22 protein-coding genes are annotated in these 21,424 nt (G+C 68.8%); 20 read left to right on the top strand and 2 right to left on the bottom strand.

Annotation, left to right across the window (positions count from 1 at the left end):
* Positions 1–41 precede the first annotated feature (41 nt).
* The 17 genes from QTI05_RS03465 to QTI05_RS03385 all read left to right on the top strand — a co-directional run bounded on the left by QTI05_RS03465 (position 42) and on the right by QTI05_RS03385 (position 17,379).
* On the top strand, positions 42–836 hold the full coding sequence (locus QTI05_RS03465) for a phosphodiesterase (protein WP_286622920.1): 795 nt from the start codon (positions 42–44) through the stop codon (positions 834–836).
* Positions 837–898: 62 nt separating this feature from the next.
* On the top strand, positions 899–1,993 hold the full coding sequence (locus QTI05_RS03460) for a serine hydrolase domain-containing protein (RefSeq protein WP_286622918.1): 1,095 nt from the start codon (positions 899–901) through the stop codon (positions 1,991–1,993).
* 66 nt (positions 1,994–2,059) lie between these two features.
* Positions 2,060–2,650 carry a DUF3305 domain-containing protein gene (locus tag QTI05_RS03455; RefSeq protein ID WP_286622917.1) on the top strand — a complete coding sequence of 197 codons (591 nt, stop codon included), beginning with the start codon at positions 2,060–2,062 and terminating at the stop codon, positions 2,648–2,650.
* Complete coding sequence (locus QTI05_RS03450) at positions 2,643–3,260, top strand: DUF3306 domain-containing protein (protein WP_286622916.1); 618 nt, start codon at positions 2,643–2,645, stop codon at positions 3,258–3,260. The genes QTI05_RS03455 and QTI05_RS03450 overlap by 8 nt, the downstream gene beginning before the upstream one ends.
* Complete coding sequence (locus tag QTI05_RS03445) at positions 3,220–5,316, top strand: 4Fe-4S binding protein (RefSeq protein ID WP_286623353.1); 2,097 nt, start codon at positions 3,220–3,222, stop codon at positions 5,314–5,316. The genes QTI05_RS03450 and QTI05_RS03445 overlap by 41 nt, the downstream gene beginning before the upstream one ends.
* A complete protein-coding gene (locus tag QTI05_RS03440) occupies positions 5,313–5,939 on the top strand; it encodes a TorD/DmsD family molecular chaperone (RefSeq protein WP_286622915.1) in 627 nt (208 codons plus the stop codon). The genes QTI05_RS03445 and QTI05_RS03440 overlap by 4 nt, the downstream gene beginning before the upstream one ends.
* Positions 5,940–6,048: 109 nt before the next feature.
* The gene (locus QTI05_RS03435) at positions 6,049–6,276 is read left to right on the top strand and encodes a formate dehydrogenase (protein WP_286622914.1); all 228 of its coding nucleotides are present in this window, start codon (positions 6,049–6,051) and stop codon (positions 6,274–6,276) included.
* Between the two features lie 15 nt (positions 6,277–6,291).
* Complete coding sequence (locus tag QTI05_RS03430) at positions 6,292–9,267, top strand: formate dehydrogenase subunit alpha (protein WP_286622913.1); 2,976 nt, start codon at positions 6,292–6,294, stop codon at positions 9,265–9,267.
* A 3-nt stretch (positions 9,268–9,270) separates the two neighbouring features.
* Entirely contained in the window at positions 9,271–9,894 is a 624-nt protein-coding gene (gene fdh3B / locus QTI05_RS03425; RefSeq protein ID WP_286542016.1) for a formate dehydrogenase FDH3 subunit beta, read from the top strand.
* Positions 9,891–10,139, top strand: a complete 249-nt coding sequence (locus QTI05_RS03420; RefSeq protein WP_286542017.1) for a hypothetical protein — start codon at positions 9,891–9,893, stop codon at positions 10,137–10,139. The genes fdh3B and QTI05_RS03420 overlap by 4 nt, the downstream gene beginning before the upstream one ends.
* 15 nt (positions 10,140–10,154) lie before the next feature.
* Complete coding sequence (locus QTI05_RS03415; RefSeq protein WP_286622912.1) at positions 10,155–11,318, top strand: formate dehydrogenase subunit gamma; 1,164 nt, start codon at positions 10,155–10,157, stop codon at positions 11,316–11,318.
* Positions 11,315–11,704: a hypothetical protein gene (locus QTI05_RS03410; protein WP_286622911.1), complete on the top strand. Its 390-nt coding sequence runs from the start codon at positions 11,315–11,317 to the stop codon at positions 11,702–11,704. The genes QTI05_RS03415 and QTI05_RS03410 overlap by 4 nt, the downstream gene beginning before the upstream one ends.
* Complete coding sequence (locus QTI05_RS03405) at positions 11,701–12,552, top strand: formate dehydrogenase accessory sulfurtransferase FdhD (protein WP_286542020.1); 852 nt, start codon at positions 11,701–11,703, stop codon at positions 12,550–12,552. The genes QTI05_RS03410 and QTI05_RS03405 overlap by 4 nt, the downstream gene beginning before the upstream one ends.
* Before the next feature lie 48 nt (positions 12,553–12,600).
* A complete protein-coding gene (locus QTI05_RS03400; RefSeq protein ID WP_286622910.1) occupies positions 12,601–15,117 on the top strand; it encodes an ABC transporter permease in 2,517 nt (838 codons plus the stop codon).
* Positions 15,118–15,125: 8 nt separating this feature from the next.
* Complete coding sequence (locus tag QTI05_RS03395; RefSeq protein WP_286622909.1) at positions 15,126–15,698, top strand: GNAT family N-acetyltransferase; 573 nt, start codon at positions 15,126–15,128, stop codon at positions 15,696–15,698.
* A 4-nt stretch (positions 15,699–15,702) separates the two neighbouring features.
* On the top strand, positions 15,703–16,122 hold the full coding sequence (locus QTI05_RS03390) for a group II truncated hemoglobin (RefSeq protein WP_286542023.1): 420 nt from the start codon (positions 15,703–15,705) through the stop codon (positions 16,120–16,122).
* Between the two features lie 27 nt (positions 16,123–16,149).
* Positions 16,150–17,379: an NAD(P)/FAD-dependent oxidoreductase gene (locus QTI05_RS03385; protein WP_286622908.1), complete on the top strand. Its 1,230-nt coding sequence runs from the start codon at positions 16,150–16,152 to the stop codon at positions 17,377–17,379.
* A gap of 191 nt (positions 17,380–17,570) precedes the next feature.
* Here the strand turns inward: QTI05_RS03385 and QTI05_RS03380 are convergent, their stop codons facing one another.
* Positions 17,571–18,227, bottom strand: coding sequence for a Smr/MutS family protein (locus tag QTI05_RS03380; protein WP_286622907.1), 657 nt, complete (start codon positions 18,225–18,227; stop codon positions 17,571–17,573).
* Positions 18,228–18,261: 34 nt separating this feature from the next.
* Positions 18,262–18,939 (bottom strand): RadC family protein, encoded by a 678-nt coding sequence (gene radC, locus QTI05_RS03375; protein WP_286542026.1) that lies wholly within the window; start codon positions 18,937–18,939, stop codon positions 18,262–18,264.
* Positions 18,940–18,954: 15 nt separating this feature from the next.
* Here radC and QTI05_RS03370 point away from each other — a divergent pair, with 15 nt between their 5' ends.
* The 3 genes from QTI05_RS03370 to QTI05_RS03360 are packed head-to-tail and all read left to right on the top strand — an operon-like array spanning position 18,955 to position 21,421.
* Positions 18,955–19,458 carry an FKBP-type peptidyl-prolyl cis-trans isomerase gene (locus QTI05_RS03370; protein WP_444812862.1) on the top strand — a complete coding sequence of 168 codons (504 nt, stop codon included), beginning with the start codon at positions 18,955–18,957 and terminating at the stop codon, positions 19,456–19,458.
* Positions 19,459–19,472: 14 nt separating this feature from the next.
* Positions 19,473–20,438, top strand: coding sequence for a 4-hydroxy-3-methylbut-2-enyl diphosphate reductase (ispH, locus tag QTI05_RS03365; protein ID WP_286623351.1), 966 nt, complete (start codon positions 19,473–19,475; stop codon positions 20,436–20,438).
* Positions 20,435–21,421, top strand: coding sequence for a threonine/serine dehydratase (locus QTI05_RS03360; protein ID WP_444812861.1), 987 nt, complete (start codon positions 20,435–20,437; stop codon positions 21,419–21,421). The genes ispH and QTI05_RS03360 overlap by 4 nt, the downstream gene beginning before the upstream one ends.
* Positions 21,422–21,424: the final 3 nt, after the last annotated feature.

The following is a 21,424-nucleotide window of genomic DNA, read 5'->3' as shown; positions in this document are numbered from 1 at the left end:
GTGGCAAGCTCGCGAGGATCATCTACCTTCAGTGAGCGCGCATGCTGATCGCCCAGCTTTCCGACCCGCATGTTCGCCCCGCCGGCATGCTGTACCACGGCGTGGCGGACTCCAACCGCATGTTGGCCGACGCCATCCGGCATCTGCAGCAACTGGATCGCCGGCCCGACCTGGTGCTGCTCACCGGTGACCTGGTCGAAGAAGGGCGGCCCGAGGAGTACGCGCAGGTGCGAGCCCTGCTGGCCGCGCTGACGATTCCGTGGCTCGTGATTCCCGGCAACCACGACCATCGCGACAACTTCCGCGCTGCCTTCGCCGACCAGTGCCGGCTGCCCGCCGAAGGGCCGCTGCATTACTGCGACGACGCGCATCCGGTGCGCATCGTCGCGCTCGACTCCTGCGTGCCGGGCCGGCACCATGGGCACATCGAGCCCGAAGGCCTGCGCTGGCTGCACGCCACCCTGTCTGCCGACCCGCACAAACCCACGCTGGTGATGCTGCACCACCCACCGTTCGTGAGCGGCATTCCGTACATGGACGACTACCGCTACATGGCGCCGGAACCGCTCGAGGCGGTGCTGCGCGCTTTCGACAACATCGAGATCGTGCTGTGCGGACATGTGCACCGGGCCATGCTGCGGCGCTGGGCCGGCACCGTGGTGTGCGCCTGCCCGAGCACCACCACGGAGATCGCCCTGCAACTGCGCCCCGACGCGCCACCGCAGTCGTACCTGGGCACGCCCGCCTGCATGCTGCACCTGTGGAGCGCGGAGCACGGCATGGTGAGCCATCTCAGTGCCATCGGCGAGTTCGAGGGGCCTTATCCGTTTGCGTGAGCGCGCCAGCGTCTGTGCTTCAATTTCGGCTGACGTTCCTCCAACGACCGACAGGAGACTCGATGACTTCAAGACGCGAACTGATGCTCGCCGGCGCGGCCGCGGCACTGGCCACGGGGTGCGGGGGCATGCGCAGCGGGCCGCAGTCCAGCAAGGTCCCCGGCGTGGTGCCGTCGGACTGGCAAACCGCCGCCCCCGAAAGCCAGGGCATCGACCCCGCGGCCCTGGCCGACGTGCTGCGCGACGGCGCGCAACTGCCGCCGCTGCGCAGCCTGCTGGTGGTGCGCAACGGCGTGCTGGTGGGCGAGCGCTACTACGGCGGCGCGTCGGCCGCCGATCTGCTGGCGATCAACTCCGTCACCAAGAGCGTGAGCTCGATGCTGGTCGGGCAGGCGTTGCAGAAGGGCACGCTCCCCGGCTTGTCGGCGACGGTCGGCCAACTGCTGCCGGACGCTGCGGCGCAGGTGCCGGGCTCGGCGGTGGCCGGGATCACGCTGGAGAAAATCCTTCTCGGCCGCACCGGGCTTGCCTTCGACTGGACGACGCAAACTAACGCATTCGCCGCCGCACCCGATCCGGTGCGCTTTGCCCTGGACCTGCCCGCGAACCCGGCCGCACGACCGGATGCATGGAGCTACAACGACGCGGCCGTGGGCCTGCTGTCGCCGATCCTCCGGCGCGCGCACGGTCTCGACTTGGCCGACGTGGCTGCGCGCGACCTGTTCGCTCCGCTGGGCATCGAGCGCTTTGCCTGGCGGCGCGACCGCGCCGGCAACCCGATCACGTACGGTGGCCTCTCGCTGCGCACGCGCGATATGTTGAAGCTGGCCTGGACGATGGTGGATGGCGGCCGCTGGCGCGGCACGCAGGTGCTGCCGGCCGCCTGGGTTGCCGACAGCACGCGGCCGCACGGCCCGGCCAGCTGGCGCGTGACGCCGGTCACCGACGTGGGCTATGGCTACCTGTGGTTCACCGGCCTGCTGCACGGCAGGCGGGTCGCGTGGGGCTGGGGCTACGGCGCGCAGTTCGCATTGCTGGTGCCCGAACTGCGGCTGGCCGTGGCCACCGCCGCGACCGCGCCGCAGATCGGGGCACTTGCGGGGCAGAACGACGCCGTCATGGCACTGGTGGCGCGCATCGTGCGGGCGACTGCATAGGTCGGCACCAGGGTCGAAACCGCCGCAATCCACCGCCGCCGCTGCGCATCGGCTATGGTGCGCCGTATGTCCAGTTCCGACGCCGCTTCGTCCGCCGACACCGCCCGACCCACGCTCGACGTGGCCGTGGTGCTGCGGCGCGAGCGCATCCATGGGCCGGCGAGCCGCTGGCAGCCCTGGCGCTGGGTGCTCGACAGCGTGGTGCGCGACGAGCCGGGCTTTGGCCGCGAGCCGCGCCTGCTGACGCAGGACGACCAGGCCCAGCGCTGGCTGCATCCGGGCTTCCAGGTGCAGCTGTTCCGCGACGATCTCGAGGGCTACTACCTCAACGCAACCACCGAGGCCCCTTGCTGGTTCGTGCTCTGGCGCATGGACGAGCAGCCGACGCTGGCCGAGTGGCCGATCGCGCGGCCGGTGGCGGTGAGCCTGAGCTACCACGACGCGGGCCGCTGGCTCGACGCACAGGAGTATGTGGACCAGGTGCCGGCGCCGGTCGATGTCATCGGCTGGCTCAGCAGCTTCATCGATGCGCACTACGTGGTCGAGCCCAAGCGCCGCCGCCGCCCCGAAAGCTTCCGGCCGCTGGTGGACCGCTTCGGCAACCCCGCAACCGTGTCGACCGAAAAGAAGCAGGGCAGGGGTGCCGGCGATGTCTGATGAAGGCTTTCTGGGACGCTGGTCGCGCCGCAAGCTGGAGGTGCTGGAGCAGGAGAAGAAGGACTTGCTCCCTGCCCCGACGCAGGAGAGCGGGGGTGGGGCCATGGCCGCTCTTGTGCCGGCCGCGAGCCCCCATCCCGGCCTTCCCCCGGAAGGGGAAGGAGAAACTCCGACCCCGCCACCGCTCACGCTGGCCGACGCCGCGTCGCTCACCATCGACTCCGACTTCAAGCCCTTCCTCGCCAAGGCCGTGGCCGCCGACGTCAAGAACGCGGCGCTCAGGAAGCTCTTTGCCGATCCGCACTTCAATGTGATGGACCGGCTCGACATCTACATCGACGACTATTCCAACCCCGCGCCGCTCCCGGAGAGCACGCTGCGCCAGATGGCGAGCGCAAAGTTTCTGAACCTGTTCCAGGAAGAGGAGCCCGAAGCCGTGCCCGCCGTGGCACAGTCCGACCCTGCCGAGAGCCCTCCCAGCCCGCCGGTTGCCGTTGCCGATGCAACGCAACCTGCCAGCCAAGAACACGATGCCCACCAAGACGCTGATCTGCGACTGCAACCAGACGATGCCGCTCGAGCCGAAGACGCTCGGCGCGGCGCTGGCTGAGCCCCAACCGCTCACGCTCCATTCGAGCCTGTGCCGCCGCGAGGCGCCGGCATTCCAGCGTGCCCTTGGCAGCGGCGACGACATCGTCGTGGCCTGCACGCAGGAGAAGCGCCTCTTCACCGAACTGGCCGAGCAGACGCCCGGCGCGGCCGAAGCCGGATCGGTGATCCGCTTCGTCAACATCCGCGAGACCGGCGGCTGGAGCCGGGATGCCAGGAGCGCGATGCCGAAGATCGCGGCACTGCTCGCGGCCGCGCACCTGCCGGATCCGGAGCCGGTGGCCACCGTGGGCTATGCAAGCCAGGGCCGGCTGCTGATCGTCGGCCCGCTCGATGAAGCAGAGCGCGCCGCAGCGCTGGTGGGCGAGTCGCTCGACATCACGATCTTTTCGCAGGGGCCGGGTGCAGCCGGCGGCATGCAGGAGCGGCGCTACCCGGTGATTGCGGGGCGCATCGCATCGCTCGCCGGCTGGCTCGGCGCGTTCAAGCTCGGTTGGACACGCGACAACGCGATCGACCTCGACCTCTGCACGCGCTGCAATGCCTGCGTCGTGGCCTGCCCTGAACAGGCGATCGGGCTCGACTACCAGATCGACAACAGCAAATGCACCTCGCACCGCGATTGCGAGCGTGCCTGCCGCGTGGCCGGCGCCATCGACTTTGCGCGCCCGCCCGAAACCCTCGACGCCGCGTTCGACCTGGTGCTCGACCTCGGCGCCGCGCCGCTGATCGACTGGCATGCGCCGCCGCAGGGCTACTTCCATCTGGCCGGCGGCCTTGCCAACGCCGAAGGCCTGCAGACATTGCTGCGCCTGCGCGAGCTGGTCGGCGAGTTCGAGAAGCCCAAGTTCTTCGACTACAAGCAGAAGCTGTGCGCCCACAGCCGCAACGAGGTGGTCGGCTGCAACGCCTGCATCGAGGTCTGCTCGGCGCACGCGATCAGCAGCGACACGGCGCGGCAACGCATCGTCGTCAACCCGAATCTCTGCGTGGGCTGCGGCGCCTGCAGCACCGTGTGCCCGACCGGCGCGCTCGGCTACACCTACCCGCGCACACCCGACCAGGGCCGCAAGATGCGCACGCTGCTGTCGACCTACGCGAAGGCCGGCGGGCGCGACGCGGCGCTGCTGCTGCACAGCGAGGAACGCGGCCAGGCACTGATTGGCGAACTGGGCCGCGCCGCGCAACTCGGACGCGTGCGCGGCGTGCCGGCAAACGTGATGCCGCTGGCGCTGATGCATGTGGCCAGCGTCGGCATCGACCTGTGGCTCAGCGCCATCGCCTTCGGTGCCTCGCAGATCGCGGTGCTGACGACCGGTGACGAGGCGCCGCAGTACGTCGCGGCGCTGCAGCAGCAGATGACGATGACCCAGACGCTGCTGCGCGGGCTTGGCTACGCAGGCACTCACTTCCATCTGATCGAGGCGACCACACCGGCCGCGCTCGATGCCGCGCTGGCCGGCCTGGGCGCCACGCGCCAGCAACTGCCGGCACAGGTCGCGCGCTTTGCGGTGGGCGCCGAGAAGCGCAGCACGCTCGAGCTCGTACTCGACCATCTGATCGATGAAGCGCCTGCGCTCAAGGCGGCACCCGCCGTGCAGGCGCTGGCCATCGCGCTGCCCGCCGGTGCGCCGTTCGGTGCCATCACGGTCGACAAGGACACCTGCACGCTCTGCCTGGCCTGCGTGAGTGCCTGCCCGGCCAGCGCGCTGCTCGACAATGCCAACGCGCCGCAACTGCGCTTCATCGAGAAGAACTGCGTGCAGTGCGGCCTGTGCGAAAGCACCTGCCCCGAAGACTCGATCGCGCTGGTGCCGCGCCTGCTGGCAGGGCCCGAGCGCAAGCAGCAGGTGGTGCTCAACGAGGCCAAGCCCTGGGCTTGCGTGCGCTGCAGCAAGCCGTTCGGCACGCAGAAGGCGATCGAGGCGATGCTGGGTCGCCTTGCCGGCCATGCGATGTTCCAGGGCGAGGCGCTGGAGCGTCTCAAGATGTGCAGCGACTGCCGTGTCATCGACCTGTTCAGCGCGCAGAACGAAACCAGGATCACCGACCCATGAACGAATCTCCACCGCTGTCTTCCGCCCTCGACGAGGAGATCGCGCGCGCCGAGGTCTATGGCCTGCTGGCGCGCCTGTGGTTCGCGCCGCCCGACGCGGAGCTGCTCGGCGCGCTCGGCGTCGCGGTCACCGAGGCACCGGCCGCCGGCGGCTTTCTCGAAGAGCCCTGGCGTGCGCTGGTCGGCGCGGCGCGCGGCACCGATGCGGCGGGCGCGCGCGCTGAATACGACGCGTTGTTCGGCGGCATCGGCAAGCCCGAGGTGCTGCTCTACGGCTCGCACTACCTCAGCGGTTTCCTCAACGACAAGCCGCTGGCACAGCTGCGAACCGACGTGGCGCGGCTGGGCCTCGCGCGCGACGAAACCATCGGCGAAACCGAAGACCACATCGCCTGCCTGTGCGAAGTGATGCGCTACCTGATCGCGGGCGACGACGTGGCCGTGGCCAACCTGAAGGAGCAGCAGGCCTTCTTCGCGCGCCATGTGCAGCCTTGGGTGCCGGCGATGTGCGACGCGGTGCTGCAGCATCCGAAAGCGCGGCTCTACGCGGCACTGGCCGGCTTCACCCACGCGTTCGTCGGCGTCGAAGCCCAGGGCTTCGACATGCTGGACGGATCGTTCTAAAAAATAATGACTTACCAGTAGGTTTTGGACTCAGGGTCTGGACTAGTATCCAAACGTATGCAAATCAGTTCATATCTGGTTTGCAAGCCCAGCCACTCCTGGAGTTGATATGCAGGACAGCCATTCCACCGCCGCCATGCCGGCCTCACGCCGCCGTTTCTTCGCAGGCGCTGCCGCTGTCGGCGCGGCTGCTGCCGCCGTCGCGGTGTTGCCCCGGGGGGGCGATGCGCCCGCTGAAGTGCAAGCCGCGCCGGTGCTCCCGCCAGCCCCCGCCAATGGCGGCGGCTACTCGCTGAGCGAGCACGTCAAGCGCTACTACCAGACCGCTTCGACCTGACGAGGACAACACCCCATGTTGCTGACACCCAAGAAGTCCGGCGCTCAAGCCACCACGCGCGCCTCTTCATCGCCGTTCGTCCACAGCCTGCGCCGCGGCCTCGCCAACGCATTGCCGACCATGGATCGGCGCGCCTTCCTGCGGCGCTCCGGCCTGGGCGTGGGCGTCGGCCTCGCGGCCGGCCAGCTCACGCTGATGCGCCGGGCAGGCGCTGCCGAAGGCAAGGTTTCGAACGTCGGCGCCGGCAAGGTCGAGGTCAAACGCACCGTCTGTTCGCACTGCTCGGTCGGCTGTGCCACCGACGCGGTGGTCGAGAACGGTGTCTGGGTTCGGCAGGAGCCGGTGTTCGATTCGCCGATCAACCTGGGCGCGCACTGCGCCAAGGGCGCCGCACTGCGCGAGCACGGCCACGGCGAGTACCGGTTGCGCTATCCGATGAAGCTGGTCGACGGCAAGTACCAGCGCATCAGCTGGGACACGGCGCTCGACGAGATCACGGCCAAGCTGAAGGAACTGCGCCAGGCCAGCGGGCCCGATTCGGTCTACTGGATCGGCTCGTCGAAGCACAGCAACGAGCAGGCCTACCTGCTGCGCAAGTTCGTCAGCTTCTTCGGCAGCAACAACTGCGACCACCAGGCGCGCATCTGCCACTCGACCACGGTGGCGGGCGTGGCGAACACATGGGGCTACGGCGCCATGACTAATTCGTACAACGACATGCGCGGTGCCAAGGTCGCGATGTACATCGGCTCGAACGCCGCCGAGGCCCACCCGGTGAGCATGCTGCACATGCTGCATGCCAAGGAGCATGGCTGCAAGATGATCGTGGTGGATCCACGCTTCACCCGCACCGCGGCCAAGGCCGACGAATACGTGCGCATCCGCTCGGGCTCAGACATCGCCTTCCTGTTCGGCATCCTGCACCACATCTTCAAGAACGGCTGGGAAGACAAGCAGTACATCAACGACCGCGTGTTCGGCATGGACAAGGTGCGCGAAGAGGTGCTGGCCAAGTGGACGCCCGACAAGGTCGAGGAGGCCTGCGGCGTGAAAGAGGCGCAGGTGCTCAAGGTCGCGACCTGGCTCAATGAAAACCGCCCGGGCACCATCGTGTGGTGCATGGGCCAGACGCAGCACACCATCGGCAATGCGATCGTGCGCGCCTCGTGCATCCTGCAGCTGGCGCTTGGCAACGTCGGCAAGAGTGGCGGTGGCACCAACATCTTCCGCGGGCACGACAACGTGCAGGGCGCAACCGACGTGGGCCCGAACCCTGATTCGCTGCCCGGCTACTACGGCCTGGTCGAAGGTTCGTGGAAGCACTTCGCCGCCACCTGGGGCGTCGACTTCGAGTGGATCAAGAGCCGCTACGCGTCGCCCGCGATGATGAGCAAGCCCGGCATCACGGTGTCGCGCTGGATCGACGGCGTGCTCGAGAAGAACGAGCTGATCGACCAGGACTCGAACCTGCGCGGCGTCGTCTACTGGGGCCATGCGCCGAACTCGCAGACGCGCGGGCTCGAGATGAAGCGGGCAATGGACAAGCTCGACCTGCTGGTCGTGGTCGATCCGTATCCTTCGGCCACGGCTGCGATGGCTGCGATGCCGGGCAAGGAGGGCGATCTCAATCCGAATCGCGCCGTCTACCTGCTGCCCGCGTGCACGCAGTTCGAGACCAGCGGCTCCGTCACGGCGTCGAACCGCTCGCTGCAATGGCGCGAGAAGGTCATCGAGCCGCTCTGGGAAAGCCGCAGCGACCACATGATCATGCAGCAGTTCGCCGACCGCCTGGGCTTCGGCAAGGAGCTCAGCAAGAACTACAAGATGCAGAAGGTCAAGGGCATGGACGAGCCCGTGCCCGACGACATCCTGCGCGAAATCAACAAGACCTGCTGGGCCGTGGGCTACACCGGCCAGAGCCCGGAGCGGCTGCAGGCGCACATGCGCAACATGGGCGCCTTCGACGTGCGCACGCTCAAGGCCAAGGGCCCGCTCAAGGACAAGGTCAACGGCTACGACATCGGGGGCGACTACTTCGGCCTGCCATGGCCCTGCTACGGCACACCCGAACTCAAGCACCCGGGCTCGCCCAACCTCTACGACACCTCCAAGCACGTGATGGAAGGCGGCGGCAACTTCCGTGCGAACTTCGGCGTGGAGCGCGACGGCAAGAACCTGCTGGCCGAGGACGGCTCGCATTCGCTGGGCGCCGACATCACGACCGGCTACCCCGAACTCGACCACGTGCTGCTCAAGAAGCTGGGTTGGTGGGACGAACTCACCGAGGCCGAGAAGCCCAAGGCCGAAGGCAAGAACTGGAAGACCGACAGCTCGGGCGGCATGATCCGCGTGTTCATGAAGAACCACGGCTGCCACCCGTTCGGCAATGCCAAGGCACGGGCGCTGGTCTGGAACTTCCCGGACCCGATTCCGCAGCACCGCGAGCCGCTCTACGGCAACCGGCCCGACCTGATGGCCAAGTACCCGACGCACAACGACATGGCGACCTTCTGGCGCCTGCCGACCCTCTACAAGAGCGTGCAGCAAAAGAACATCGCCGACAAGCTGGCCGAGAAGTTCCCGTATGTCATGACCTCCGGCCGGCTGGTCGAGTACGAGGGCGGTGGCGAGGAAACGCGCTCCAACCCCTGGCTGGCCGAGTTGCAGCAGGAGATGTTCATCGAGATCAACCCGAAGGTTGCGGCAGAAAAGGGCATCCGCAACGGCGAGCGCGCCTGGGTGCACACGCCGACCGGCGCCAGGCTCAACGTGCAGGCGCTGGTGACCGAGCGCGTGGGCCCCGACACCGTGTTCATGCCGTTCCACTTCTCGGGCCGCTGGCAAGGCGTGGACATGCTGCCGCACTACCCGAAGGGCGCGGCGCCGATCGTGCGCGGTGAGGCCATCAATACCGGCACCACCTATGGCTACGACAGCGTGACCATGATGCAGGAAACCAAGACCACGGTCTGCAACGTAGAAAAGGCATAAACCATGGCCCGCATGAAGTTCGTCTGTGATTCCGAGCGTTGCATCGAATGCAACGGCTGCGTCACGGCCTGCAAGAACGAAAACGAAGTGCCGTGGGGCGTGAACCGCCGCCGCGTGGTCACGCTCAATGACGGCGTGCCCGGCGAGAAGTCGATCTCGGTTGCCTGCATGCATTGCTCCGACGCGCCCTGCATGGCGGTGTGCCCGGTGCAGTGCTTCTATCGCACCGAAGAGGGCGTGGTGCTGCACGACAAGGACGTCTGCATCGGTTGCGGCTACTGCTCCTATGCCTGCCCGTTCGGTGCGCCGCAGTTCCCGTCGCAAGGCACCTTCGGCGTGCGCGGCAAGATGGACAAGTGCACCTTCTGCGCCGGCGGCCCCGAAGCCAATGGCTCGGAAGCCGAGTTCGAGAAATACGGCCGCAACCGCCTGGCCGAAGGGAAGCTGCCGGCCTGCGCCGAGATGTGCTCGACCAAGGCGCTGCTGGCCGGTGACGGCGACGTGGTGGCCGACATCTTCCGCAACCGCGTGGTTCAGCGCGGCAAGGGCGCCGAAGTGTGGGGCTGGGGCACGGCCTACGGCTCGCAGCAGGCCGGCAAGCCGCCGGCCGAGGGAGCCAAGCGGTGAGCCGCCCGGGCTGGCTGCTCGCGGCCGTCGCGCTGGCAGGCCTGGCCGCCTGCAGCGAGAAGCCGCAGACCAATGCCGAAGGCGTGAAGCACGACGCGGCGCCCTGGGCGGGCACCGGTAGGCAGGCAGATGCCGGCACTGCCTTCACCGCTTCGGGCTGGAAGGTCGGCGACAAGACGGCCTGGGAGCAGCAACTCAAGAGCCGGACGCAAAACGGCCAGAACGAATACAACAAAGAGAACTGAGCCGGAGGCCATCGCATGTCCAGAGTGCTCACCGCCGTTCTTTTGACTGCCGTGCTCGGCTTCGGCCCGGCGATGGCGCAGACCGCGCCTGCGGCGCCCGCACCCGCGCCGGGCGGCATCCAGAGCCAGAACATCTTCGAGGTCAAGCCCGAGGCCAGCGCCGACCCCAACTACCTGAACCAGAGCAATGGCGAGCGCAACAAGGTGCAGCCCGGCAACAACGCGCCGATGTGGCGCCAGGTGAGCGGCGGCGTCACGGGCTACAGCAGCCTGCCGGTGGCGGAGGCGCCCGAGGCCGGCAATCTCATCCAGCCCTTCGTGCAGTACCCCGGCTCGCGCTTCACCAACGCCGGCGAAGCCTGGCGCCAGGTGCGCAACGACTGGATCATTCCGTACGGCGCGGCACTGCTGTTCGTCACGTTGCTGGCGCTGGCCATCTTCTATTTAACGCGCGGCTCGATCAAGCTGCATGGCCCTGAAACCGGCCGCAGGATCGAGCGCTTCACGCCGTTCGAGCGCGCCACGCACTGGTCGAATGCGATCGCCTTCGTCACGCTCGCGATCAGCGGCATCGTGATGGCTTTCGGCAAGTTCTTCCTGCTGCCCGTCATGGGCGGCGCGCTGTTCGGCTGGCTCGCCTACGCCCTCAAGAACATCCACAACTTCATGGGGCCGCTGTTCGTGGTGACGACGATCTTCATGATCGTCACCTTCATCCGCAGCAACTGGCCCAGCGCAGGCGACCTGAAATGGCTGGTGCGCGCGGGTGGCCTGTTCGGCGGCAAGGAAGTGCCTTCGCATCGCTTCAACGCCGGCGAAAAGGTGGTGTTCTGGGGCGGCGTGCTGTTTCTCGGCAGCATCGTGATCGGCTCCGGCCTGTTCCTGGACAAGCTCATTCCGGGCGTCGTCTACCTGCGCGGCGACATGCAGATCGCCCACATGATCCACGGCGTGGCGACGCTGTTCATGATGGCGCTGATCATGGGCCACATCTACATCGGCACGCTGGGCATGCAGGGCGCGTACAAGGCCATGCGCGAGGGCCATGTCGACGAGACCTGGGCGCGTGAACACCACGAACTCTGGTACGACGACATCGTCGCCGGCAAGATCCCGGCGCAGCGCTCCGGCATGCCCCCTGCGGCGCGCCCGCTGCCGGCGGAAGGACACACGACATGAAGAAGCTGCTGACCCTGTGCGCATTGGCCGCACTCGCCTCGACCGCGCTGGCCAAGCTGCCGGCCCCGAGCCCCGAAGCCAAGGCCAAGGCGGCCGAGACCGCGGCGCGCACCGCCTGGAACGGCAAGTCCGACGGCTACAAGCTCTGCGTCGCGCAAGACCAGGTGGCGGCCAAGTACCGCGCCAGTGCCGCGGCAGCCGGCAAGCCGGTGCCTACCGCAATGGCAACGCCGGCCTGCACCGACCCGGGCCCGTTCGTCTATGCGGCGGCCGAGCCGGCCAAGCCGCTCGAGGCCTCCGGTGCACATTCGCCGGCCACCACGGCCGCGTCGCCGCCTAGCGGCGCACAGCCGGCGGCGGTGACCAACCCCACGCCCAAGCAGTGACACTGCCGCGCCTGACGGCGGCCCGCGCCGCGCTCACGCGCGAGATCGCCGTCATCGACGAGCACGGCGTGCGCAGCACCGTCTCGATTCCTGCGGAGCGCGATCTCACCGTGTACGTGGATCGGCGCGAGCTGGTCACGCTGATGACGCTGGGCGCCCAGCCCGAACTGCTGGTGCTCGGCTATCTGCTGAACCAGCGCCTCATCGAATCGGCTGCCGATGTCGAGTCGATCACGGTCGACTGGGAGGTTGGTGCCGCAGCCGTCAAGACCCATGCCGGTATCGACCGCATCGAGGAGCGCACGGCGAAGAAGGTGGTGACCACCGGCTGCGGCCAGGGCAGCGTGTTCGGTGACCTCATGGCCGGCATCGACGAATTGAAACTGCCCGGAACGCGCTTCAGCCAGGCGCAGCTCTACGCATTGGTCAATGCGATCCGGCTCCAGGAGAGCACCTACAAGTCGGCTGGCTCGGTGCATGGCTGCGCGCTGTTCACGCTCGAGCCCGACGACGGCGTGCGCATGCAGTGCTTCGTCGAGGACGTGGGCCGCCACAACGCGATCGACACCATTGCGGGATGGATCGCGATGCAGCCCGCCGCGTCCTTCGCCGGCGGCCGCGTGTTCTACACCACCGGCCGGCTCACCAGCGAGATGGTCATCAAGTCGGCGCAGATGGGCGTGCCGATCGTGGTCTCGCGCAGCGGCATCACGCAGATGGGGCACGAGGTGGCGCAGCGGGTCGGCCTGTGCGCGATCGGGCGCGCCACCAACCGGCATTTCGTCTGCTACGCCGGGGCCGAACGGATCGTGTTCCAACCGGAACTTGCGGTGCCGGCGCGCGCCTGAAAAGTCCCTGTCCGCCGCCGGCGCGTCCGCGTCGGCTATCTTCGAGCCATGAACGCTTCCCTCCGCCTTGGCTGGCGCACGCTCTGGCGCGATCTGCGTGCGGGCGAGTTGCGCCTCCTGATCGTCGCCGTCCTGCTGGCCGTGGCCGCGCTCACCGCCGTCGGCTTCTTCGCAGACCGGCTCAAGGGCGGGCTGCAGCGCGACGCGCGCCAGCTGCTCGGCGGCGACGCGGTGCTCGCCAGCGACAACCCCACGCCGCCGGCTTTTGTCGAGCGGGCGCGTGCATTGGGGCTCCAGGCCACTACCAACTATGGCTTTCCGACCATGGCGCGGGCCGACGATGCGCAGGGCGGCGCGACCAAGCTGGTGGCGCTGAAGGCCGTCACCACGGGCTATCCGCTGCGCGGCAGCGTGCAGACTGCCACCGCGCCCGACGTGCCCGGCCAGGCCACGCGCGACGTGCCGGCGCCGGGCGATGTCTGGGTCGACGCCTCGCTGCTCGAATCGCTGGCGCTCAAGCTCGGCGACAAGCTGCTGCTCGGCGACACCGGCCTGCGCATCGCGCGCATCATCACGCTCGAACCCGATCGCGGCGCCGGCTTCATGAGCTTTGCGCCGCGCGTGATGCTGAACCAGGCCGACGTGGCGCGCACTGGCCTCGTGCAGCCGGCCAGCCGCGTGAGCTACCGCTTCGCGGTCGCGGGCTCCGCGGGTGCGGTCAAGCAGTTCGGCGATGCGGTCGAGGCCGGCATCAAGAAGGGTGAGCTGCGCGGCGCGCGGCTCGAATCCTTCGAGAGCGGCCGGCCGGAAATGCGCCAGACGCTCGACCGGGCCGAGAAATTCCTGAACCTCGTGGCGCTGCTCGCGGCCCTGCTCAGCGCCGTGGCGGTCGCCCTGGCCGCGCGCGGATTCGCCGCGAGCCACCTCGACGACTGCGCGATGCTGCGCGTGCTGGGCCAGAGCCAGCGCACCATCGCAGGCGCCTATGCCTTCGAGTTTGCGATCGTCGGCCTCGTGGCCAGCGGGCTCGGCGTGGCGGTGGGCTTCGGCGTGCACTACGCGTTCGTCGTGCTGCTGGCCGGGCTGGTCGAGTCGGCGCTGCCTGCGCCCACGCTGTGGCCGGTCGCGTTCGGGCTCGGCATGGGGCTCACGCTGTTGTTCGCATTCGGCCTGCCGCCGGTGCTGCAGCTGGCCAGGGTGCCGCCGCTGCGCGTGATCAGGCGCGATGTCGGTGGCCTCAAGCCGGCCTCGGTGGCGGTGCTCGGCATCGGTGTGCTGGGCTTCGCGGCCTTGCTGGTCGCGGCCAGCAGCGACCTCAAGCTCGGCCTGATCGCGGTCGGCGGCTTCGGCGCGGCGGTGGCGGTGTTCGCGCTGCTGAGCTGGCTGGCCGTGAAGGTGCTGCGCCGCAGCGTCAACGAGAGCACCGCGCCGCGCTGGCTGGTGCTGGCCACACGCCAGATCTCGGCGCGGCCGGCCTATGCGGTGGTACAGGTGAGCGCGTTGGCGGTCGGCCTGCTGGCGCTGATCCTGCTGGTGCTGCTGCGCACCGACCTGGTGGCCAGCTGGCGCCGCGCGACGCCGCCCGACGCGCCGAACCGCTTCGTCATCAACGTGATGCCGGACCAGAGCGAGGCGTTCCAGAAAACGCTGCGCGATGGTGGCGTCAACAAGTTCGACTGGTACCCGATGATCCGCGGCCGGCTGATCTCGGTCAACGACAAGCCGGTGTCGCCCGACGACTACGCCGACGACCGCGCCAAGCGCCTGGTCGACCGCGAGTTCAACCTGAGCAACAGCGCCGCGGCGCCGCCGCACAACATCGTGACGGCCGGCGCCTGGAAGCCCGATGCGCCCGGCGAGATCAGCGTGGAGGAGGGCCTGGCCGAAACGCTGGGCCTGAAGCTCGGCGATAGCCTCCGCTTCGACATCGGCGGCATCCCGAGCGACGCGCGCATCACCTCGCTGCGCAAGGTCGACTGGGGCTCGATGCACGCCAACTTCTTCGTGATGTACACGGTCGCCAACCTGGTCGATGTGCCGGCCACCTACATGGGCGCGTTCCGCGCGCCCGAGACCAAAGGCTTCGACAACGCCCTCGTGCGCGCCTTTCCGAACGTCACCAATGTCGACATGAGCGCCACCATCGGGCAGGTGCAGCGCGTGCTGGACCAGGTGGTCCGCGCGGTCGAGTTCCTGTTCGGCTTCACGCTGGCGGCGGGGTTGCTGGTGCTGTTTGCCACCGTCACCGCCACGCGCGAGGAACGCGCGCGTGAATTCGCCGTAATGCGCGCGGTCGGCGCGCGTGCCAGCCTGCTGCGGCAGGTGCAGCGCGCCGAACTGGTCGGGGTCGGCCTGCTGGCCGGTTTTCTCGCGAGCATCGTGGCCTCGGTGATCGGCTGGGGCCTGGCGCGCTACGTGTTCGACTTCACCTGGACGGCGTCGCCGCTGGTGCCGGTCGGCGGCGCGCTGGCCGGTGCGGTGCTGGCGCTGGCCGCCGGCTGGTGGGGCTTGCGCGAGGTGTTGCGCCGGCCGGTGGTCGAGACACTGCGCCGCGCCGCGGAATAGGGGCGGCCGTGGCCGCGATCGAATTCCAGACTGCGCGGCTGCGCTTGCGCCAGTGGTGCGATGCCGACCGCGCACCTTTTGCCGCGATGAACGCGGATCCGCGCGTGCGTGAATTTTTCTACCCGACGATCCTTCCGCGTGCCGACAGCGACCGCATGGTCGACGTCTGCCAGGCGCACATCGAACAGCGCGGCTGGAGCTTCTGGGCGGTCGAGACGCTCGCCACGCGCCAATTTATCGGCTTTGTCGGGCTCGGCGTGCCGAGCCATGCGTTGCCGTTCCTGCCGTGCGTCGAGATCGGCTGGCGTCTGGCGCAGGCGCACTGGGGGCGGGGCTATGCGACCGAGGCGGCGCGCGCCGCGCTCCAGGTCGGCTTCGAACAACTCGCGCTCGACGAGATCGTCGCGTTCACTGCGGCGCCCAACCTGCGCTCCAGCGCCGTGATGGCGAAGCTCGGCATGCAGCCCGACGGGCGCTTCGAGCACCCGGCCATGCCGGTGGGGCACGCGCTGCGCGAGCACCTGCTGTACCGGCTGTCGCGGGAGCGCTGGCAGGCACTGTCGGCGCAGCAGGGACAATGACGCCATGCAGATCCAGGAAAAACCCGAGTTCGCCACGCCCTTCGAATGGATCGGCGGCGAAGACAAAGTCCATGCGCTGGTCGAGCGCTTCTACGACCTGATGGAGCTCGATCCGGCCTACGCGCACCTGCGCGCCGTGCACGGCAACACGCTCGACAACGCGCGTCAGCGCCTGTTCTGGTTCCTGTGCGGCTGGCTTGGCGGGCCGCAGCATTACACCGACCGCTTCGGCCATCCGATGCTGCGTGCGCGCCATCTGCCACAGAGCATCGGCGGCCACAGCATCGGCATCAAGGAGCGCGACCAGTGGCTGGCCTGCATGGACCAGGCGATGGGCGAAACCGGCGTGCCCGAGGCGCTGCGTGCGCGCCTGCGCGACTCCTTCTTCCAGACTGCCGACTGGATGCGCAATCGCGGCGAATGAGCCGCAGCAACCCGAACACTCCTCACCATGAATTCGATCGTCATCATCGGCGGCGGCCACGCCGCTGCCCAACTCTGTGCCGGCCTGGCGGAAGCGGGGCAGGGCACCCGCGTGCACCTGGTCTGCGAAGAGGCTTGCGAGCCCTATCACCGGCCACCGCTGTCCAAGGCCTTTCTCAAGAATGCCGAAGAAGTGACGCAGCCGCACAAGGCGCTCGACTGGTACCGCGAGGCCGGCATCACGCTCCACCTCGGTGACGCGGCGGTATCGATCGACCGCGCTGCACACACCGTCACGCTGCGCTCGGGCGCGCTGCTGCCCTACCAGCGGCTGGTGCTGGCCACCGGCACGCGCGCACGCCGGCTGCCGGGCCTGCCCGACGGGCTCGACAACGTCGCGATGCTGCGCGCTGCCGACGAGGCGCATCGCCTGCGCGCGCGGCTCGCGGCGGCGCAGCAGGTGACGGTGCTGGGCGGCGGCTTCATCGGCCTCGAAGTCGCGGCCACCGCGCAGGCACTGGGCAAGACCGTGCGTGTGATCGAAGCCGCGCCGCGCCTGCTGGGCCGGGCCGTGTCGCCCGAGCTGTCGGCGCACGTGCTGGCCACGCACCGCGCGGCGGGCATCGAGGTCGTGCTGGGCGCGCAGGTCGGCGGCTTAGAAGTGGCGGACGACCGGCTGGTGTCGATCGAGGTCGATGGTGTGCGCCAGCCGGTCGACCTGCTGCTGCTCGGCATCGGCGCCGTGCCCGAGACCGCGCTCGCACAGGCCACGGGGCTCGAATGCGCCGACGGCATCGTGGTCGACGCCCACATGCAGACCAGCGACCCGGGCGTGCTCGCGGTTGGTGACTGCACGCGCTTTCCGGATCGGCGCGCCGGCCGGCCGCTGCGGCTCGAGTCGGTGCAGAACGCCAATGACCAGGCGCGCACCGCGGTCGCCACGCTCACCGGCGCGCCGATGCCGCACGACGTGCTGCCCTGGTTCTGGTCGGAGCAGGGTGGCATGCGGCTGCAGATGGCCGGGCTGATGCCGGCCGAAGGCACGCCAGGCCTGAACACGGTGCGCCGCCCGGGCCCGGGCGCCAACCCGAACGCGTTCTCGCTGTTCCATTACGTCGATGGCCAGCTCGTGTGCGTGGAGTCGGTCAGCGCGCCGGTCGATCACATGATGAGCCGCAAGCTGCTGGAGGCCGGACGCAGCCCCGAGCCTTCGGCTGTGGCCGATCCGGCGGTGCCGTTGAAGAGCCTTTTGCTTTAGTACGGTCTTGCGTCCCCAGAGTCCGGCGTTGATCTGAGCGCTGAGGTTCTGGGGCGGGCTCAGGGCGGCGGGGCACGCTGCTCCGCGAATGTCCCCCGGCCTGCGGCCTCCTCCTTTATTTCGCTGCGCAGCGTGCCCCACCGCCCTGATCCTGGACGCGGCCTGCCCCGAAATGTGATCCGGTCTAAACCTCAGCGCCCGACGGGCGCCAGCAGCACCACGAGCGCCCCCGCGCCACCCTCGGCCGGCTTGGCCTGCACGAAGGCCAGCACCTCGTTCTTCTGGATCAGCCAGCGCTGCGCCTTCGTCTTCAGCACCGGCTGCTTGCCGGGGGAGCCAAGGCCCTTGCCATGCACCACCCGCACACAGCGCACGCCCTGACGGTGCGCCGTGCGGATGAAGGCGCCCAACGCCTCGCGTGCCGCGTCGCTGCGCAGGCCGTGCAGATCGACCTGGCGCTGGATCGCCCACTCGCCGGCGCGCAGCTTGCGCGTCACGTCGGTGCCGATGCCGGGACGGCGAAAGCTCATCGCGTCGTCGACATCGAGCAGCGTCGTCACGTCGAACTCGTCGCTGATCGATTCGCGCAGCACGCGCTGCTCGTCGAGCTGGTGCTGAAAAGGAATCGGCGCGGGCGGTTCGGGCGCGAGCGGCACCGCCGCCTGGCGGCGCAGCGGCTGCGTGGCGCCGATCGCGCGCGAAAACAGATCCTGCTCGGCCAGCCGCTTCTTCTCGGCGGCCGCACGCGCCGCGGCTTGCGCCGCTTCGCGCTCGCGCGTTTCGGCCAGCGTGCGCTGCACCGATTTCAGATCGGCAAGGCTCTTGAGACCAGGAGGCTTGGAAGGCATGCCCACATCCTCTCACGGCGCTCGGCCGCCCGGTTCAGACCAGGCCGCGTTCTGCCATCGACAGTGTGCGGCCGGCGGCCACGATGACGTGGTCGAGCACCCGCACATCGACCAGCGCCAGCGCGGCCTTGAGCGCCTGCGTGAGCGCCTCGTCGGCCCGCGAGGGCTCGACGCCGCCGCTCGGATGGTTGTGCGCCAGCACCACGGCGGCGGCATGGTGGTGCAGCGCGCGAACCACCACCTCCCGCGGGTAGACGCTGGTCTGCGTGAGCGTGCCGCGGAACAGTTCCTCCATGGCGATGAGGCGGTGCTGCGCGTCGAGGAACAGCGCCGCAAACACCTCGTACGGCCGCGAGGCGATGTGCAACTGGAGGTATTGGCCGACCGCGTCCGGGGAGTCGAACACCGCGCGCTCCTTCAGCCGCTCGGCCAGTGCGCGGCGCGCCAGTTCCAGCACCGCGATCAGTTCGGCGCGCTTGGCGGTACCGCCGAGGCCCTTGATCTTCTTCAGCTCATCCAGGCCGGTGTGCAGCAGGCCGGCGATGCCGCCGAAGGTGTCGAGCAGCTCCTGCGACATCTGCAGCACGTTCTTGCCCGCCATGCCGGTGCGCAGCAGCAGGGCGAGCAATTCGGCATCGCCGAGCGCGGCGGGGCCCCGCGCGATGAGCTTTTCGCGCGGGCGCATGTCGGCCGGCAGATCCTTGAATGCCATTGCAGCCGCGGGCGCATGCCCGCCTCCCTAAAATGGGGCGAGTTTATCGGGACGCCCACTTTGTCTTTGCCTACTTCCGCCGCCGTCGTTTCGGCCGGCTCCTTTCTCACGCTGCACTACCGGCTGGCCGGCCCTGCGGGCGACATCATCAACACCTTTGCCGACAAGCCGGCCACGCTGTCGCTCGGCACCGGCGAGCTTTCGCCTGCGATGGAGCAGCGCCTGATCGGCCTGGCCGAGGGCACGCACGCCACCTTCGAGCTGCCGGCCGGCGAGGCCTTTGGGGAGCGCAATGCCGAAATGCAGCAGTGGGTTGCGAAGACGCTCCTCGCGCGGATGGGCGACCCCGACGAAAAATACGCGGTCGGCGACGTGGTGCAGTTCCCAACGCCCGACGGCACCGGCAGCTACGCCGGGGCGGTGATCGAATCGAACGACACCGCGGTGCGCTTCGACTTCAACCATCCGCTCGCAGGCCAGCCCGTGACCTTCGAAGTGCAACTGATCGGCGTGCTGTGAGTGCGCCTGACGTCATCCCCAGCCCGCAGGAAATCCTGCTGGCCGAGCCGCGCGGTTTTTGCGCCGGCGTGGATCGCGCGATCGAGATCGTCGAGCGCGCCATCGCCAAGTTCGGCGCGCCGATCTATGTGCGCCACGAGATCGTGCACAACACCTACGTGGTGAACGAGCTCAAGTCCAAGGGCGCGGTCTTCATCGAAGACCTGGCCGACGTGCCGCCCGGCTCCACGCTGGTGTTCAGCGCGCACGGCGTCAGCAAGGCGGTGCAGCTCGAGGCGCAGCAGCGCGGCTTCGACGTTTTCGACGCCACCTGCCCGCTGGTGAGCAAGGTGCACGTCGAGGTGGCCAAGCTTGCCAAGGAAGGCTACGAGTTCATCATGATCGGCCACAAGGGGCACCCCGAAGTCGAGGGCACCATGGGCCAGCTCACCAGTGGCATCCACCTGGTCGAAGACGTGGAAGACGTGGCCCGTGTGCAGCCCGGCCAGACCGACCGGCTGGCCGTCGTCACGCAGACCACGCTGAGCGTGGACGACGCGGCCGAAATCGCGGCTGCCGTGCGCGCCCGTTTTCCGAAGGTGCGCGAGCCCAAGCAGCAGGACATCTGCTATGCCACGCAGAACCGGCAGGATGCGATCAAGATCATGAGCCCGCAGGTCGACCTGGTGATCGTGGTCGGCAGCCCTACCAGCTCCAACAGCAACCGGTTGCGCGAGCTTGCGCAGCGGCTCGGCACCGAAAGCTACATGGTCGACTCGGCCGACGAGCTCAAGCCGGAGTGGTTCGAAGGCAAAAGCCGCATCGGCCTCACGGCCGGTGCCTCGGCGCCCGAGGTGCTGGTGCACGAGGTGATCGACCGTGTCAAGGCGCTCGGCGCGGTGTCGGTGCGCAAGATGGACGGCATCGAGGAAACCATCAAGTTCCCGCTGCCCAAGGGCCTCAAGCTCGACGACATTCCGCCGCCAGGGCACATATCGTGAGCGCGCCCAGCAGGGCAGCCGTGGTGCCGGATACCGACTGGCGCCGCGAAATCGATGCTGCGTCGCACAGGCTGCATGGGCGCGCAAGCCACTTTGTGCGTGAAACCCCGCTGTGGAAGTTGCCTGCTTCCGCGCTGGGGCTCAAGCTGGCCGACGGCGTCGAGTGCTGGCTCAAGCTCGAGCACCTGCAGACCGGCGGCAGCTTCAAGGCGCGCGGCATGATGAACCGCCTGCTGGCCAACGAGATCCCCGCCAGCGGCGTGATCGTGGCCTCCGGCGGCAACGCCGGCATCGCGACCGCGGCTGCGGCACGCGCCCTCGGCGTTCGCTGTGAGGTGTTCCTGCCCGGCGTGTCGCCTGAAGCCAAGCGCGCAAGGTTGCGCGCGTTGGGCGCCACGGTGATCGTCGTCGGCGAGCTTTATTCCGATGCGCTCGCCGCCTGCCTGGCGCGCCAGCGCGAGACGGGTGCGCTGCTCACGCACGCCTACGACCAGCCCGAAGTGGTGGCCGGCGCCGGCACGCTGGGTCATGAAATCGAGCGGCAGGGAGGCTTGCCCGATTCGGTGCTGGTGAGCGTCGGCGGCGGCGGACTGATCGGTGGGCTGGCCGCGTGGTTCGGCCAGCGCAGCCGCGTGGTGGCGCTGGAGCCCGAGCGTGCGCCAACGCTGTTTCGCGCGCGCGAGGCCGGCGAGCCGGTCGATGTCGAGGTCGGTGGCGTGGCAGCGGATTCGCTTGGGGCACGGCGCATCGGCGCCATCTCGTGGGAGATCACGCAGCGCCAGGTGCGCGATGCACGGCTGCTGCCCGACGAGGCGATCCGCGCCGCGCAGTTGTGGCTCTGGAAGGAGCTCAAGCTCGCGGTGGAGCCGGCGGCGGCCCTGCCGCTGGCCGCACTGCAGACCGGCGCCTACGTGCCGCGCGCGGGCGAGCGGGTGTGCCTGATCGTCTGCGGGGCGAACGTCGACCCTGCGACGCTGGCCTGAGGC

The organism is Variovorax fucosicus (assembly GCF_030316825.1).
Lineage (GTDB): Bacteria > Pseudomonadota > Gammaproteobacteria > Burkholderiales > Burkholderiaceae_C > Variovorax > Variovorax fucosicus.
Note: the sequence above shows the minus strand (reverse complement) of the source record. Positions and strands in the feature narration are given on the sequence as shown.

Coding starts and splice junctions, on each gene's coding strand:
- QTI05_RS03465 (WP_286622920.1), top strand. CDS start 42: ATGCTGATCGCCCAGCTTTCCGACCCGCATGTTCGCCCCGCCGGCATG.
- QTI05_RS03460 (WP_286622918.1), top strand. CDS start 899: ATGACTTCAAGACGCGAACTGATGCTCGCCGGCGCGGCCGCGGCACTG.
- QTI05_RS03455 (WP_286622917.1), top strand. CDS start 2,060: ATGTCCAGTTCCGACGCCGCTTCGTCCGCCGACACCGCCCGACCCACG.
- QTI05_RS03450 (WP_286622916.1), top strand. CDS start 2,643: ATGTCTGATGAAGGCTTTCTGGGACGCTGGTCGCGCCGCAAGCTGGAG.
- QTI05_RS03445 (WP_286623353.1), top strand. CDS start 3,220: ATGCCGCTCGAGCCGAAGACGCTCGGCGCGGCGCTGGCTGAGCCCCAA.
- QTI05_RS03440 (WP_286622915.1), top strand. CDS start 5,313: ATGAACGAATCTCCACCGCTGTCTTCCGCCCTCGACGAGGAGATCGCG.
- QTI05_RS03435 (WP_286622914.1), top strand. CDS start 6,049: ATGCAGGACAGCCATTCCACCGCCGCCATGCCGGCCTCACGCCGCCGT.
- QTI05_RS03430 (WP_286622913.1), top strand. CDS start 6,292: ATGTTGCTGACACCCAAGAAGTCCGGCGCTCAAGCCACCACGCGCGCC.
- fdh3B (WP_286542016.1), top strand. CDS start 9,271: ATGGCCCGCATGAAGTTCGTCTGTGATTCCGAGCGTTGCATCGAATGC.
- QTI05_RS03415 (WP_286622912.1), top strand. CDS start 10,155: ATGTCCAGAGTGCTCACCGCCGTTCTTTTGACTGCCGTGCTCGGCTTC.
- QTI05_RS03410 (WP_286622911.1), top strand. CDS start 11,315: ATGAAGAAGCTGCTGACCCTGTGCGCATTGGCCGCACTCGCCTCGACC.
- QTI05_RS03400 (WP_286622910.1), top strand. CDS start 12,601: ATGAACGCTTCCCTCCGCCTTGGCTGGCGCACGCTCTGGCGCGATCTG.
- QTI05_RS03390 (WP_286542023.1), top strand. CDS start 15,703: ATGCAGATCCAGGAAAAACCCGAGTTCGCCACGCCCTTCGAATGGATC.
- QTI05_RS03385 (WP_286622908.1), top strand. CDS start 16,150: ATGAATTCGATCGTCATCATCGGCGGCGGCCACGCCGCTGCCCAACTC.
- QTI05_RS03380 (WP_286622907.1), bottom strand. CDS start 18,227: ATGCCTTCCAAGCCTCCTGGTCTCAAGAGCCTTGCCGATCTGAAATCG.
- radC (WP_286542026.1), bottom strand. CDS start 18,939: ATGGCATTCAAGGATCTGCCGGCCGACATGCGCCCGCGCGAAAAGCTC.
- QTI05_RS03370 (WP_444812862.1), top strand. CDS start 18,955: ATGCCCGCCTCCCTAAAATGGGGCGAGTTTATCGGGACGCCCACTTTG.